The 15,281-nt window shown below is 43.7% G+C and carries 17 protein-coding genes; 15 read left to right on the top strand and 2 right to left on the bottom strand.

Translation table 11 applies throughout. The features are described 5' to 3' along the window. Positions 1-91 precede the first annotated feature (91 nt). From MHZ92_RS15925 to MHZ92_RS15895, 7 genes are all read left to right on the top strand, one after another. Positions 92-388 (top strand): hypothetical protein, encoded by a 297-nt coding sequence (locus MHZ92_RS15925; protein WP_239432703.1) that lies wholly within the window; start codon positions 92-94, stop codon positions 386-388. Further along, complete coding sequence (locus MHZ92_RS15920) at positions 385-1,035, top strand: glyoxalase (RefSeq protein ID WP_239432702.1); 651 nt, start codon at positions 385-387, stop codon at positions 1,033-1,035. The genes MHZ92_RS15925 and MHZ92_RS15920 overlap by 4 nt, the downstream gene beginning before the upstream one ends. Positions 1,036-1,374: 339 nt before the next feature. Further along, positions 1,375-2,493: a DUF445 family protein gene (locus tag MHZ92_RS15915; protein WP_239432701.1), complete on the top strand. Its 1,119-nt coding sequence runs from the start codon at positions 1,375-1,377 to the stop codon at positions 2,491-2,493. 12 nt (positions 2,494-2,505) lie between these two features. Beyond that, positions 2,506-2,856, top strand: a complete 351-nt coding sequence (locus MHZ92_RS15910; protein ID WP_239432700.1) for a YlbF family regulator — start codon at positions 2,506-2,508, stop codon at positions 2,854-2,856. A 66-nt stretch (positions 2,857-2,922) separates the two neighbouring features. Next, the gene (locus tag MHZ92_RS15905; RefSeq protein WP_239432699.1) at positions 2,923-4,431 is read left to right on the top strand and encodes a coproporphyrinogen III oxidase; all 1,509 of its coding nucleotides are present in this window, start codon (positions 2,923-2,925) and stop codon (positions 4,429-4,431) included. A 124-nt stretch (positions 4,432-4,555) separates the two neighbouring features. Then, entirely contained in the window at positions 4,556-5,335 is a 780-nt protein-coding gene (locus MHZ92_RS15900) for an enoyl-CoA hydratase (protein WP_239432698.1), read from the top strand. 46 nt (positions 5,336-5,381) lie between these two features. Beyond that, on the top strand, positions 5,382-6,188 hold the full coding sequence (locus MHZ92_RS15895; protein ID WP_239432697.1) for an STAS domain-containing protein: 807 nt from the start codon (positions 5,382-5,384) through the stop codon (positions 6,186-6,188). 13 nt (positions 6,189-6,201) lie between these two features. On the opposite strand, the gene mgsA is transcribed toward MHZ92_RS15895, so the two are convergent. Both mgsA and MHZ92_RS15885 read right to left on the bottom strand, forming a co-directional pair. Continuing rightward, positions 6,202-6,639 (bottom strand): methylglyoxal synthase, encoded by a 438-nt coding sequence (mgsA, locus tag MHZ92_RS15890; protein WP_239432696.1) that lies wholly within the window; start codon positions 6,637-6,639, stop codon positions 6,202-6,204. 51 nt (positions 6,640-6,690) lie between these two features. After that, positions 6,691-6,876: a YhzD family protein gene (locus tag MHZ92_RS15885; protein WP_239432695.1), complete on the bottom strand. Its 186-nt coding sequence runs from the start codon at positions 6,874-6,876 to the stop codon at positions 6,691-6,693. Between the two features lie 168 nt (positions 6,877-7,044). Between MHZ92_RS15885 and MHZ92_RS15880 the strand changes: the two genes are divergently transcribed. The 8 genes from MHZ92_RS15880 to yhaM all read left to right on the top strand — a co-directional run bounded on the left by MHZ92_RS15880 (position 7,045) and on the right by yhaM (position 15,258). Further along, positions 7,045-7,242 (top strand): helix-turn-helix transcriptional regulator, encoded by a 198-nt coding sequence (locus MHZ92_RS15880; protein ID WP_239432738.1) that lies wholly within the window; start codon positions 7,045-7,047, stop codon positions 7,240-7,242. 2 nt (positions 7,243-7,244) lie between these two features. Continuing rightward, entirely contained in the window at positions 7,245-7,556 is a 312-nt protein-coding gene (locus MHZ92_RS15875) for a hypothetical protein (protein WP_239432694.1), read from the top strand. Positions 7,557-7,575: 19 nt separating this feature from the next. Then, positions 7,576-7,878 (top strand): DUF3796 domain-containing protein, encoded by a 303-nt coding sequence (locus MHZ92_RS15870; RefSeq protein ID WP_239432693.1) that lies wholly within the window; start codon positions 7,576-7,578, stop codon positions 7,876-7,878. A 62-nt stretch (positions 7,879-7,940) separates the two neighbouring features. Then, positions 7,941-8,840 (top strand): ABC transporter ATP-binding protein, encoded by a 900-nt coding sequence (locus MHZ92_RS15865; protein WP_239432692.1) that lies wholly within the window; start codon positions 7,941-7,943, stop codon positions 8,838-8,840. Continuing rightward, positions 8,833-10,095, top strand: a complete 1,263-nt coding sequence (locus MHZ92_RS15860) for an ABC transporter permease (protein WP_239432691.1) — start codon at positions 8,833-8,835, stop codon at positions 10,093-10,095. Before MHZ92_RS15865 ends, MHZ92_RS15860 begins: the two co-directional genes overlap by 8 nt. 116 nt (positions 10,096-10,211) lie before the next feature. Next, positions 10,212-11,441, top strand: coding sequence for a metallophosphoesterase family protein (locus MHZ92_RS15855; RefSeq protein ID WP_239432690.1), 1,230 nt, complete (start codon positions 10,212-10,214; stop codon positions 11,439-11,441). Further along, entirely contained in the window at positions 11,438-14,323 is a 2,886-nt protein-coding gene (locus MHZ92_RS15850) for an ATP-binding protein (RefSeq protein ID WP_239432689.1), read from the top strand. Before MHZ92_RS15855 ends, MHZ92_RS15850 begins: the two co-directional genes overlap by 4 nt. An 8-nt stretch (positions 14,324-14,331) precedes the next feature. After that, a complete protein-coding gene (gene yhaM / locus MHZ92_RS15845) occupies positions 14,332-15,258 on the top strand; it encodes a 3'-5' exoribonuclease YhaM (RefSeq protein WP_255723615.1) in 927 nt (308 codons plus the stop codon). Positions 15,259-15,281: the final 23 nt, after the last annotated feature.

Below are 15,281 nucleotides of genomic sequence, written 5' to 3'. Positions count from 1 at the left end.
TTTCTTTCATAATATATGGTAAGATTGTTATAGAGTAGTTTAACAAGTATTCTTGAAATTGTCCCGAACAATTTAAGGAGGGGAAGTCGGTTTGTTGAAATATAAAAAGATGTTTGCACTAAGTGTCGTACTAGCAGTGGCTTCCGCCTTTATCCTTCCGGGAACTGAATATGGATTTGGGTGGCCACTCGCATGGTTGGAGTATACTGGAGAGTCTTCAATTACGTTAGCATCGGAACTATTTCAACCAACCCATTTCGGAGATTTATTTTTCGACCTATGGAATCTTCTTTTCGGGGCATTACTTATTTATGTAGTACTATTAGTGATGTACAAAGGTCTGAACAGATTAAATAAAGAATCAGAGGTAGGGGAGAACGAGAGATGATCAAGTCCGCAACATTATATACAGATAACATAAAAGCATTACGACGTTTCTACGGAAATGTGTTGGAACTCGATATGACGGAAACGACGGATGAGCAGTTTACAGTCAAGATCGGCGAATCGCTGCTCACATTTAAACATAGTGAGCAACCGGCTTTTTATCATTTCGCCATCAACATTCCTGGCAATCAATTTTCCATGATGAAATATTGGATACAGGAGAGAGTGACACTCAATCGCGAGGAAGGGCAGGATGAAGTATACTTCCAATTTTTTGACGCTGATGCCATGTATTTCGAAGATCCGGCCGGAAATATCGTTGAACTGATTGGCCGTAGAAAACGTGATCTTTTCGGAGATTTATCAAAAGAATCGTTTTTGAATATTAGCGAGATGAGCATCACGACACCGCATGTGGCAGAAGTGGGAGACGAGCTGCAAGATCTCGGAATTCCATTACGGAACGGTACCAAAGTGAATCCGGATGAATTGAATTTCCTAGGCCGGGGGGACACGTTCCTCGTCCTTGTCCCCCCAAGCCGCCGATGGTACTTTTCGAAAAAAATATCGGAAACCTACCCGCTCGAACTCACTTGGAACGACACGCGTATACAGTTGGATGAAGAAGGCAAACTTTCGTTAGCCTAAAAGCGTAAGCCGATTGCTAATTCTAGCAATCGGCTTTTATTTTTGTTACGCCCCTAGTTTGATGAGTTTTGCGCGAGTTAAGCTAGGTTATGCTTGAGTTCGATGATGATATGCGCGAGTTTAGCTCAGTTATGCTCGAGTTGGAAGTAGTTATGAGCGAGTTTGGCTAAGTTATGATCATTTTGGTACTTTCGACCTTCTAAAGTTTGAGAATTCTACTACGGAAAACCACCTCTACACACCGTATGCTTTTTCCAATTGAACTCCTTCTGTTATAATGAAAACCGAACGAATTGGAAATAAGGTGAAGCGATGAATCTCATATGGACGATCTTGTTTATGGCTGTAGTGGGGGCAGTGGTCGGAGGAGCTACTAATCATCTGGCGATTAAAATGTTGTTCAGGCCTTATGAAGCAAAATATATCGGCAGTTGGCGTCTTCCTTTCACACCAGGGTTGATTCCAAAACGGCGTGATGACCTTGCCATACAATTGGGGAGGACGGTCACAAACTATTTATTGACGCCTGATGTTTTGCGCAATAAATTGTTTACGCCGGAAATGGAAAGGAAAGTGGAGGAATTCCTTCAAAGCAAGTTGGAGGAGTATGTGCTTCAGTCGGACAAAACATTGCATGATTGGCTCCACATGGCCGGTGCTGAAGGCCTTGTAGAAAAAGTCGAACTGTCCATTGATTCTCTGATCGATACCCAGCTCATGAACGCCCGCATGAAATTGACTTCGGGCACCATTGAAGAAATTGTTCCGATTGAGTGGCAAGAGCGGGCAAAAGCACATATACCTGAAATAATAAATTATGTTTTACAGAGAGCCGAGCAATACGTGGATTCCGATGAGGGGAAAGTGATGTTCCAGAAACTGATCAATGATTTCCTCGAGTCGAAAGGGACGTTTGGCGGCATGTTGAATATGTTATTTGGCGATTCCCACTCGCTCGTCGAGAAGGTTCAACGGGAAGCGTTAAAATTCATTCATGCACCAGGCACATACAATCTATTGAATTCATTGATCGTGTCGGAATTTACGAAGCTGCAAAAACGGCCGATGGCAGAACTGCTTGCAAGTTTCAATTGGGATGGACTGTTCTCTTCCGTCAAAGCATATGCTAATAAGGAACTTGCACTTGACACCCGTCTTGATAAAACAATCCAGGAATACTGGCCGGCAGGTTCCCGATGGACTTCAGAAAATCTGACGCCAAAAGTCACGGAATTCGCTTTTGAGCTTGCGCAAAAACAGCTAGAGCTCTCGTTAAAAAAGTTAAAACTTGATGAAATTGTGAAAGAGCAAGTAGATTCTTTTCCGGTTTCTGTCCTGGAAGATCTCGTTATTGGCATTTCCAAGCGAGAATTCAAAATGATTACGGCCCTTGGCGCAATCATCGGCGGCTTTATTGGGATTGTGCAAGGGATCATTGTCTATTTTACAAACTACTAGGGGGAATAAATGATGACTGTGAATATTTATGATGACTTGAACAAATTGGAGTCGACACTACGGAAGACTAACGAATTTGCCCAAGTGAAAAACGCGATTGAGGAAGTAAAGAAAGATGCGCAGGCAGTAGAGCTGTTTAAAAGCTTCCGTAAAATCCAGATGACGCTTCAGCAAAAGCAAATGCAAGGTGAAGAAATTGCACATGAAGAGTTAGAGTATGCACAAAAAACAGCACAACTCGCACAACAAAATGTAAAAATCATGCAAATGCTCCAAGCAGAAATGCAGCTGAGCGGCCTCATTGAAGAAGTGAACCGCGTCTTGATGAAACCTGTTCAAGATTTATACGAAACAATGCAATAAAACCGGCTCAGCCGGTTTTTTTATGTTATTATGTCAGATAGTTGTTAATGAAAGTTGAGGAATCACATGCAAAAAATAATTCTGACGAAAACGTTCGAACAAGATTGGATACGAATGTTCACCCATTTGGCCAACCTTTTCTTCGAACAATCGAAAGTCATAACTGACACCGAAGAAGAAGGTATCCTTGTCGACCTATCCATAAATCAAAACGATTCAACAATTGCTGGCTACGCCCATTTGACGTATAACGGCAAAGAATACAGTGCCACTTTTTCTGAACAAGTGACAACTGACAGTTCAGAAACAGAAACCCGTCAACTGAAACGGATTTACTCCCACGTATTCCTCGAAGTGCTAGAGCAACTCACTGGAATGAAACAATCCTGGGGAATCCTTACCGGTATCCGCCCAATGAAACTCTTCCATAAATACCGTCAGCAAGGACATAGCGTTGAAGAGGCAAAGCGTTTATTAATGGAAAAACATCGGATTTTCGAAGAAAAGAGCGAGCTGTTAGCGACGATTGAAGAAGTCCAGTTAAAGGCAATCCCGGATCTGCATCAGCTTCAAAACGATGTCAGCATCTATATCGGCATTCCGTTCTGTCCGACAAAATGTGCGTACTGCACATTCCCGGCTTACGCCATCCATCGTAAAAACGGCCGAGTTGAATCATTTCTAGACGGGTTGCATGAAGAAATTCGTGAGATTGGAAAGTGGTTGACCGAACGGAACATCAAAATTACAACAATCTATTTTGGCGGAGGGACCCCGACGTCCATCGAAGCGGATGAAATGGATGCGCTGTATAAGACGATGTATGATTCATTCCCACATATGAAAGAAGTGAGGGAAGTGACCGTCGAAGCAGGACGTCCCGATACGATCACACCTGCCAAAATCGATGTCCTGAAAAAATGGGGAATTGACCGGATTAGCGTGAACCCTCAGTCGTATACGGATGAAACGTTAAAAGCGATCGGTAGGCATCATTCCGTTCAAGAAACGATTGATAAGTTCTGGCTATCCCGAAACATGGGGATGAAAAACATCAATATGGATCTCATCATCGGTTTGCCGAATGAAGGGCTGGATGAATTCCGCCATTCTCTCGACGAAACAGAGAAGATGCAGCCGGAGTCGTTGACAGTCCATACACTATCGTTCAAGCGTGCCTCCGAAATGACGAGGAACAAAGAGAAGTATAAAGTGGCTGATAGGGAAACTGTAGAGCAGATGATGCAGATGGGTGAGCAATGGACGAAGGAAAATGGTTATGTTCCGTATTACTTATATCGCCAAAAAAATATTCTAGGCAACTTGGAGAATGTTGGATATGCGAAGCCAGGTGAAGAGAGCTTATACAATATTATTATCATGGAGGAAGTGCAAACGATCATTGGAATCGGTTGCGGCGCTTCAAGTAAATTCATGGATCCCACGACAGGCAAAATCACGCAATTCCAGAATCCGAAAGATCCCGCCGCTTACATCCTTACATTCGAGGAGTATATAGACAAGAAGATCGAGCATCTTGAAAGAATTTTTCCAGATGCGGTCGTAGTAGAATAATGCAAGTTCGACCTTAGCACATTTTCTAGTGTTAAGGTTATTTTTTTGAATAAAAAGGGTATATGGAGATGGTTATCGAATAGGGAGGGGTGAATGGCAATTCAATAATGAAGGGGTGGATAGTATGTACACAACTATTAAACTATCATTGGAAGGCCGGCTTGCCCGGTTGACGTTACATAGGCCGCAATCCATGAACGCAATGGACGATACGATGATGAAGGAACTGGGAGATGCTTTCGAATCATTGAAATCCAATCAAGATGTCCAAGTGTTAATTATTCAAGGGGAAGGAAAAGCATTTTCAGCTGGAGGCGACATTAAGAAGATGATCGATCCTGACTCACCGATGGATATCGGGAAAGTGATGGTCGATGTATCACGTTTAGCAAAAGCATTATATGGACTGCCTCAAATTACGATAGCGGCAATCCACGGCGCAGCAGCAGGGCTTGGCTTCAGTATGGCGCTTGGCTGCGATGTTATTATTGCTGAAGAGAATAGTAAACTTGCAATGAATTTCATCGGAATCGGGCTTGTGCCTGATGGTGCCGGCCATTTCTTCCTAAAAGAACGAATCGGCGTGCCGCAAGCGAAGCAGCTTATTTGGTCTGGAGAATTGATGAAAGCAGAAGTCGCTAAAGAGAAGGGGCTCGTCGACCAAGTTGTTCCAGATGGAAGTGTTCGTCAAGCATCCGAAGCACTTGCTCAACAGTTTTTGTCGGCTCCAATCGCAGCCATGCTTGCCTCCAAGAAGATCTTGCATGAGCAAAAGTTGGCTGAATTGGAGAACGTGCTTCATATGGAGAGCGAGCAGCAAGTCGCCATGCGCAAAACAAAAGATCATTTAGAAGGAATTAAAGCATTCGTAGAAAAACGAAAACCTGTATTTATAGGAGAATAATTACAAGTCTAGCTGTTTTTAAATGGGATTTCAACGGAGGAAACTTATGACTTTCAATAGCGAAGTGATTCGATTCATTGAAGAAAACGGGGAGAGTTTCGAAAATGAATTATTGCAAGAAGCTGCTACTGTAAGGGAGAAAATCAATACAATCCTTGAAGTCGGAAATATTGACTTAATTAACAATGCACATAAACTTGTCGGGTATACGATGGAATCTAAATTGGAAGAACTTCAGCAATTCGCCAAAGGAGAAGGAATTGCTTGGGCAACTCATTCATTGACACTATCGTTTAAATTAGAGTGGGTGCAAGCGATCCGGAGGACAGTTTGGACGTTCGTTCAACGATTTATCGACGAAAATAAGATGGAAATCGACTTTTTTCAGTTAGAAAGACAGATTAATAGTTCGCTCGATCAGTTTCTGAACGCTTTTTTCATTAGTTACTCCGCTTACAAGGATGAACTGTTGAAGGCTCAAAGGCAATTGGTTGAAAATCTATCTGTTCCGATCATCCCGATTACGTCTACTGTTTGTATTCTTCCTGTAATCGGTTCCATCGATTATTTCAGGTCGAAAGTGATGGAAGAGAAGGTGCTGATGGAAGTTGGAAGATTGCATACAGAAACATTGATCATGGACCTCTCAGGAATAGCGGTCATGGAGGCGGAAGTGATCGATCAGTTAAAGAAGATCATTGACGGTGTTGCCTTAATGGGATGCACGACTGCCATTTCAGGGTTACGACCGGATGTCGTCCGGAGCATGGTACGCTTCGGCGTAGAATTCGATAAAGATACGCAAATGGTCGGAACACTCCAACAAGCATTGAGTATTTATTTTAAAAATTAAAGAACTTAATCCTTTATGGATTAAGTTCTTTTGATTTGTACTTTTCGGCCGTATCCCGCCATGAGAAAAAGCCTTTTTCGATCGATTTGATCAACAACTCTGCAGTTGCGATATTTGTCGCTAGCGGTATTCCATATACATCACAAAGTCGCAATAATGCACTGACGTCAGGTTCGTGGGGCTGGGCGGTCAATGGGTCGCGAAAAAATATGATTAAATCCAACTGTCCAGTTGCGACCATCGCACCGATCTGCTGGTCCCCTCCTAAAGGTCCGGACATCATACGGTTAACGTGTAGTCCTGTCTCGTTCATAATCCGTGTTCCGGTCGTCCCCGTTGCATATAGTTCGGATTCTGACAAAACATGTTTGTACGCAATTGTGAAATTCACCATTTCTTCTTTTTTCTGATCATGGGCAATGAGTGCAATATTCAAGTGAGGCACCTCCATACAGTAGCTGTCATCTTACGATATCATAGCCTCATGATGGAAGCCAAATTATCAAACATGAAACAACAATAGTTTCCCTGTAGGCGAAGCAAGGCGATGTGTTTGCTCCAGAAGATTTTTTTCTTCGAGCAACGCATGGCCTTTTTCTTTCGCCATTTCATCCGATTCGGCTGTAAACGTTTCTTCAGTTATCAACTTGCCTGTCTGTTCATATGCAGTCAATTTATAAGTTTTCAAGCTGCTCATCCTTCCGTGCTTTTCTTCATTATACTACGAATTCAGAATAATGAATAGCCATTCATTAAATGGCCGAAAAATTATTTGTAAAGGTTACTTGACATCCTGCATATAGTAAAGTAAGCTTTACGTAAAGCAACCTTTACAAATGAAAGGGGGAGCATGTAACTGAATAACTTGATCAAGGAAAAGCGTACAGAAATGGGGCTGACACAAGATGATCTTGCGGAAAAGTTGGAAGTATCCCGGCAAACAATCATCTCCCTTGAAAAGGGAAGGTATAATCCCTCGCTTATCTTAGCATTTAAAATCGCAAAATTATTCAATTGTCGTATTGAGGATATTTTTATACCGGAGGAGGAGTGAGAATGTACGAAGGATTTAATATATGGACTTTCATGGCAGGTTTGCCTTTAGGGCTTGCAATCGCGGGTGTCGTTTATTTCTTTGTTCATAGAAAAGCGAAGAAAGAGCGTATTTATGACGAACGCTATACAGCCATTCACCGGCATGCCCGCTCGATTTCCTGGATGGTAATGACGGTTGCCATTTTAGTTGCTTGGGCCATTGTCATAATTATTGAAGGACCGAAATTAGCATTCTTTATTATGACCGCGCTGTGGGTCATTCATATGCTTTCTTGGGCAATAGGTACGGCGATTGCTAACAAGGATTATTAAGTAGAAAGGGGGGAAGACGATGGATTTATCGGTAGAAGGCTTAGCGGGTTTTATTACGGGAGCCGGTCTCGTATTATTTATAGCATTCCTCTATTTTAGGAAAGGACGCAAGGAACGACGCTTTGATGAAAGATACCAAGAGATCCATACGAAAGCGAGAACATTGTCTTGGACACTAACACTTATTGTTCTATTGATTATGTGGTTAGGGTCTTTGATTGTTGAAGGACCGAAGCTCGCATTTATACTATTGGCCTCTGCATATGGAGTGATGCTCGTTTCATATGGTATTGCTGTTCTATTTTTAAATAAACGTCTCTGATGAAACTATCCTCCTAGTAAACACGTAATAGAAAAAAGCTTGAAAAGGGAAGGAGAAAAACAATGTCATTGCAACTTGAAAACGTAACGAAGCGGTTCGGAACTTTCACCGCAGTCAATCAATTGAATCTGACGGTAGAAAAAGGCTCCATGTACGGATTCCTCGGTGCGAACGGTGCGGGGAAGACGACTACGTTTCGAATGATTTTAGGATTATTAAATGCAAATGAAGGACATATCACTTGGAATGATAAAACGATATCGTACGCAACAAGCCCCGAAATCGGCTACTTGCCGGAAGAACGGGGCCTTTATCCGAAGATGAAAGTAGACGAACAACTCGTTTTTCTTGGTGAATTAAGAGGGATGAATAAAGCTGAAGCAAAGAAGGCAATCGATTATTGGCTGGACCGTTTCGAAGTGTCTCAAAACAAGAACAAAAAAGTGGAGGAGCTGTCGAAAGGGAATCAGCAGAAGATTCAAGTCATCGCAGCACTCATGCATGACCCGAAGTTGCTTATTCTCGACGAACCGTTCTCAGGCCTCGATCCGGTGAATGTGGAAATGTTGAAAAAAGCGATCATCGATTTCAGGAATAACGGCGCAACGATCCTCTTCTCAAGCCATCGGATGGATCATGTCGAAGAATTATGTGAACAGCTCAGCATCATCCATCACGGCAAGCAAATCGTGAGCGGGTCTCTGCGGGATGTGAAACGATCCTTCGGCAGGCAAAATGTACGGATTCGTTCCGATCATGATTTACATGCGCTCGACAATATTCACGGCGTCCTTTCCGTCTCGCATTCCGTCGAAGGGGCAATCTTCCAAATCGAAGAGGAAAAAGTCGCGAACGATTTATTGGCAGCTGCATTGCAAGCGGGACCGATCCGCCACTTTGAGATCGAAGAGCCTTCCTTGCAAGACATTTTCATCGCAAAGGTGGGGAAAGAGTATGCGTGAGTTTTGGATTATCTTTAAACAGGCGTTTACGTCGAAGGCGAAAGCGAAATCTTTCACGATTACAACTGTCATTATGGTTGCTGCCATCTTCTTACTGGCGAACATATCGAAAATTATTGATACTGTTCAAGATGTGACCGGTACGGGGAAATCGGAAAACCTCCTTCAAGTCGTCGATACGAGCGGCATACTTATTGACAGACTGCAAGCCGAGTTTGCAACAGGAGACGAGGATATCGTTCTCGAACCGGCGGATGAAACGGAGACCATTCTACACGAGAAAGTGTCGACTGGAGAAATTGATTCATTTCTAACCCTTTCGATTGATGAACAAGGAATCATCCATGCGAATTATACGACGATGAGCATGATGGACTTTTTCTTGCCAATGCGCATACAGGATGCATTGCAGTCAATTCAGACGGAAATGAAAGCGGAAGAGCTTTCCTTAACGGGTACGCAATTGCAAACATTATTTACACCGATTCAGTTTGAACAGAAAAATGTATCCCCTTCTGCAAAATCAGAAGAGGAGCTCGGTCAGGCGAGGGTCCTCGTCTATATCCTCATGTTTGTCATTTATCTAGCAGTCATCATGTATTCAAGCATGATTGCGATGGATGTGGCGAATGAAAAATCTTCGAGGGTCATGGAAATCCTCATTTCGAGCGTATCGCCTGTAAAGCATATGTTTGCAAAGGTGCTAGGGATCGGATTATTAGGGATCGTCCAAATTATCATTTACGGAGTTGCGGGCTATATCGCCTTGAAAACGTCTGCGACGGAAGTGCCTGGCGGTATGTCAGATTTCTTCAGCATGAAAGATGTTAGTATTAGCACATTGGTATACGCAGCTGTGTTCTTCCTGCTCGGTTATTTCTTATATGCGACTCTTGCTGCATTACTAGGTTCACTTGTCAGCAGGGCGGAAGACGTCCAGCAAATGATCATGCCGATGTCCATGCTGATCGTTATTGCTTTCATTATCTCTGCTACGGGCTTAAGCAATCCTGAACTTGGTTACGTGACCTATGCATCGTTCTTCCCGTTCTTCACACCGCTCGTCATGTTTTTGCGGGTAGGCATGCTCGATTTGCCGATGTGGGAACCGTTGTTGTCAATCGCCATTACGCTGTTGACAATTATCATCCTAGGATGGTTCGGAGCACGTGTGTACCGTGGCGGCGTCCTCATGTACGGCCCGTCCCGTTCATTGAAAGACATTAAGAAAGCAATCCAATTAGGGAAAGAATGATAGAAAGCTGTTATTCGTCGGAAAGTTAGGCGGATAGCGGCTTTTAGTTATTTCTATTCCCCGTTTATATATGGTAAAATTAGAACAAATATTCGACAGGAAGGGAGGAGGCTCTATTGTCTACAATTCGGTTTATACATACAGCAGATTTACATCTCGATAGCCCCTTTAAAGGGATGACAGGAATGCCGCCAGAAACGTTGAATGAATTAAGGGAAAGTACATTTACCGCATTTAATCGTTTGATTGAATATGCGCTCGAAACGTCCCCGGACTTCCTATTAATTGTGGGGGATCTTTATGATGGTGAAGATCGGAGCTTACGTGCACAGCGAAAGTTCCAAGAAGGGATGCTCGCATTGCATGAAGCAGGAATTCCTGTCTACATCTCGTATGGAAACCATGATCACCTGAGTGGAAACTGGACCCGTTTTGAGCTGCCGCCGAATGTCTACGAATTTCCTGCGGAAGTGGCAGAAGTGTCATTATCCGTCAGAGGGAAGGACGTCGTGCTACATGGATTCAGTTATCCGAACAGACATGTCCGGGAAGAAACGATCAGCAAATATCCCGTCGCTTCCGATCATCATTCCTTCCATATCGGACTGCTGCATGGAAGCCTTGCAGGAAATGAAACACATGCGGTCTATTCGCCTTTCACGATTGGAGACCTGCAGTCGAAGCGTTATGATTATTGGGCTTTGGGTCATATTCATCAACGTCAACAATTGTCGAATGAACCGCCGGTTGTTTATCCTGGGAATCTCCAAGGACGTCACAGGAATGAAGCGGGTGAAAAAGGGTTTTACGAAGTGGAGCTCAGTAAATCGGATAGTATCCTTACATTCATACCTACATCAGCTGTTCATTTCGGACGGCTTCAGATTCCATGCACTCGTATTCATCATGCGAATGAATGGCTTGCCGTCTGTGAAGAGGCGCTCCTTTCATACGCTTCGAAATATGGACCTTCTGTCATCGATGTAGAAGTCTTGAATCTTGACGATGAAACCGCCGCTTTTTTTTCGCAAACTGTTGAAGAAATCTGGTTGGATGCACTACGCGAAGTAATGGATGGTCAAGAACCGTTCATATGGGTGCAACGTCTGACTCGGAAAGATATGTACCAAAACAGGGAGAATAATGCACTGGTGGAGTCAGTGCTCGAACAAGTCGATAGTTGGTCGACCGATGAATGGAAACGAGTGCTGGGAGGCGTCTATCAACATGTACGAACAGCACGTTACTTAGAGCCGTTGACCGAAGAAGATATCTCAGACTTGCGGGACGATGTGGAAAGGCTTCTGTTGAATGAATTACCGACTGCAATGGAGGTGAATTCATGAAAATACGAAAGCTCGTCATTTACGGATTTGGAAAGCATGAAAACAGGACATTTGATTTTGATGATGGCATCAATGTCATTTACGGGCACAACGAGGCGGGGAAGACGACGATTCAGCAATTCATATTGCATACGATTTTCGGATTCCCGCAAAAGAATAGTTCGCTGCTGCGATATGAACCAAAATCAGGTGGAAAATTTGGCGGACAAGTTCATTTATTTGATGAGCTGTACGGAAATTGCATCATTGAACGGGTGCAAGGAAAATCGTCAGGCGATGTCACTGTCTATTTTGATGGAACACAAGGCGGGGAAGAGGCAGTCAAAACGTTAATGAGACAATACGACCGGTCTTCCTTCGAGGCGGTTTTCTCTTTTTCACTTCTTCAATTGCAAGGATTTGAGAAAATGGATGAAACCGAATTGAGTCGCACGCTCCTATCTTCCGGGACAACGGGTGTCGACACATTAATGCGTGTCGAAAAAAAGTTGGAGAAGGAAATGGGGGAGCTCTTCAAAAAGACGGGCCGCAATCCGGAAATGAACGTCAGAGTTATAGAATTGAAGGAAATGGAGAAAGAGCTGAAAAACGAACAGGAACGGATTTCGGCGTATTCCCCGAAAATGGACAGGATCCGTGAAATCGAAAAAGAGTACACGGATGCTAAAACAGTGCACGACTCATTGCGTGAACAACATCGGACATTGGAATTGGCGCTTCAATTATTTCCTTTGAAAGAGAGGAAACAGAAGCTCTTCAGCAAACTAGAAGAGGTACGGACAACCGCTTTTCCGTCAGACGGTATTCGTCGTTATGAAACTGTAACTGGAAGACTTATTGAACTAGAAGCAAAGGCACGAAGTCTGGAAGCCGAAATAACGATGATGATCGAAAAGATGCCAAGTCATCCCGTCCCGGAAAAAATTGCCGACATTGAACGGATGTTGGCACTCGAGCTAGAATGGCATGACTGGCGGTCGACAGTGAGCTCGATTCGTGAAAATCGGACTCAATTAAATATGAAGAAGTTACGCCTGCTAGACCGTTTAGGGCTGGATGAGAGTGATGCGATTTTACAATCGGACGTCTCCATTCATCAGGAAGAATATTTATATAGTCAATTAAAAGAATTAGCTGAAATGGAGCAGCAGATTAGTTATTTGGATCGGCAACTTTCCCAATTGGAATATGAGCTCCGGAATATCCGGAATGAACAAATTTCATTGCAAAAGAATGGTCCAAGTGTAGAGGAAAGGAAACAAGCGGATGAATGGCCAGCAATCCGCAGCCAATTAGCCGAAGCGAAAGCGTACCTCCGCTTAAGCAAGTCAAATCAGAATAAAGGAAACTCGCAATTGTTTATGATACTCCTCATTGTGGCAGCAGTTGCTATCATTGCGGGGGTAGTCGTGAACCAATGGATCGTATCTGGAATTGGTGTATTTGTTGCAATCATTGCAATTGTCACTTCCAAAGGTCAGAAGGACAAAGGTCAACCATTTCATGACGCGGAAATGGAGCGATTCGTCGAAACGTATGCCGGACAGGAAGCGATGATGGAAGCGCTCATGAATAAAGTACATGACTATGACCAGAAGGAAAGCCGATTGGCGGATGCAGCTTTAACGGTCCAACGGCAAATGGGGGAGAGGGAAGAAGAGTATGGGACAATGGCACAAGAGAAGGAACGTTTAGACAAGTCATTGACAACATTCTTTTTCCAATATGGCTTACGTAAAATCCCGAACTCCGGTATTCTGCATGAGTTTTTTGGCATGGCACGCTCGTTACAGGAAATGGAGCGCGAGTTGGAAGAGATGGATCGGCAATCCGAATTGATACAGGAAAAAATCCGCGTTAGATACGAAGAGGTGCAACAGCTTATCGAAGCGAATGTTCCTGAACAATCGATCTACGAGGCATTACGAGAAGAATATCTTTCTAGGAAAGAAAAGTTGCGATCGGTGACAACGTTGACCGCTCGGATAGAGGAATTCCAAATGCAGAAACAGGAAGCGGAACAGGTCGTCTCTTCATTGCAAGACCAACGAAATGAGTTGTTTACGGAAGCCGGAGTGGAAACAGAAGAGCAGTATTACGAAGCATACAAGAACTTTCAGGAAACGCAGCGACTGTCGAGTCAAATCGATGATATCGACTCCCAGTTAGCTGTGCATGGTCGTGTCGAGTATGATTCCGATCGTTCAGAAGAGGAGCTTCGGGAAGAAATCCGTTTATCGGAGAGCAATCTATCCGAAATCGAAAACAAGATGAATTCGCTTGTCAAAGAAAAAACAACCTTGGTTATCGAAACGGAGAAGCTGATGACGGATGATTCCTACCAACGAAAGCAGCAGATATTCGAAATGAAGAAAGCTGAGTTTGCGGAGCTTGCGAAACAATGGTCGATCCGCCAAGCGATTGTAGAAGCGATTAAAAACATGATGGAGGAGCTGAAGGAGAAAAAGCTGCCAGAAGTGCTGACGAATGCGGAAAAACTGTTCAGTGAATTGACCGGGGGCGCTTATGTGTCACTTGCCATCTCGGAGAATGGTTTATTCCAGGCGATCGCTCGAAACGGCAAGCGTTATCCGATTATTGAATTGAGCCAGGCCACGAAAGAGCAGGCATACATTGCATTGCGCCTGTCGTTGGCGATCGCAAAACAAAAGTCGGCTCCATTTCCTCTATTATTGGACGATCCTTTTGTCCACTTTGACGAAACGAGATATTCACGTATGTTGGCAATCGTGGAACGGCTCAGCGAAAATCATCAGTTCATCTATTTCACATGCCATGATAATATAGTAGAATACTGGGCAAATGCAACGATACTAAACGTTTCCAACATTGGAAGCGCCAAGGGGGCCATGACAAGGTGAAAAAAATAATGGAACATCAAGTCGGGGAGCCGGTTGATCTTTACTTACTCATTAAACAATCGACGAAGGGCATTACCCAACAGGGCAGCCCTTTCATGACACTTATTTTGCAAGATAAAAGCGGTGACATTGAGGCGAAGCTTTGGGATACGGGAGAAGAACAGGAGCGCCTGTATGCGGCTTCAACTATAGTCAAAGTTGGCGGTGAAGTACACGAATACAGAGGGAAAAACCAGCTGCGCATTAAGAGCATCCGTCCGGCGAAAGAAGAGGAAGGCGTGACAATTTCCGATCTCGTCCCATCTTCCGCGAAAAGCAAAGAAGTGCTCTTTGAAGAGTTGCTGCAATATCTGTTTGAAATGAAGAATCCAAGTATCCAGCGAATTACAAGACATCTTCTAAAGAAACATCAATCAGATATCCTCGTATACCCGGCAGCCACTCGGAATCATCATGATTATGTGTCCGGGTTGCTCGATCATGTCGTTTCCATGCTGAAGCTTGGCAAGGCCATTGCCGAATTATATCCTTCATTGAACAAGGATTTGCTCTATGCAGGCATCATATTGCATGATGTCGGAAAGGTCGTAGAACTATCCGGTCCTATCGGTACGCAATATACGATAGAGGGGAACTTACTTGGCCATATTACGATCATGGTGAATGAAATATCGAAAGCCGCAGACGAACTTGATATCCATGGGGAGGAAGTGATGCTTCTTCAGCATATGGTCCTGTCCCACCATGGAAAAGAAGAGTGGGGAAGCCCGAAACGGCCAATGCTCATGGAGGCGGAAGTTCTTCATTACATCGATAATATCGATGCTAAAATGAATATGCTCGACCGGGCATTGTCCAAAACGGCAAATGGTGAATTCACGGAGAGGATTTTCCCTCTTGATAATCGATCATTCTACAAACCAAATATTGAATAACGAAAAGGGCTGCCGCAAATCGA

The sequence above is a fragment of the Sporosarcina sp. ACRSL genome (genome assembly GCF_022346605.1).
In the GTDB taxonomy this organism is placed as follows: domain Bacteria; phylum Bacillota; class Bacilli; order Bacillales_A; family Planococcaceae; genus Sporosarcina.
The sequence above is the reverse complement of the archived record's forward strand: the minus strand, read 5'-3'. Positions and strand labels throughout refer to the sequence as shown.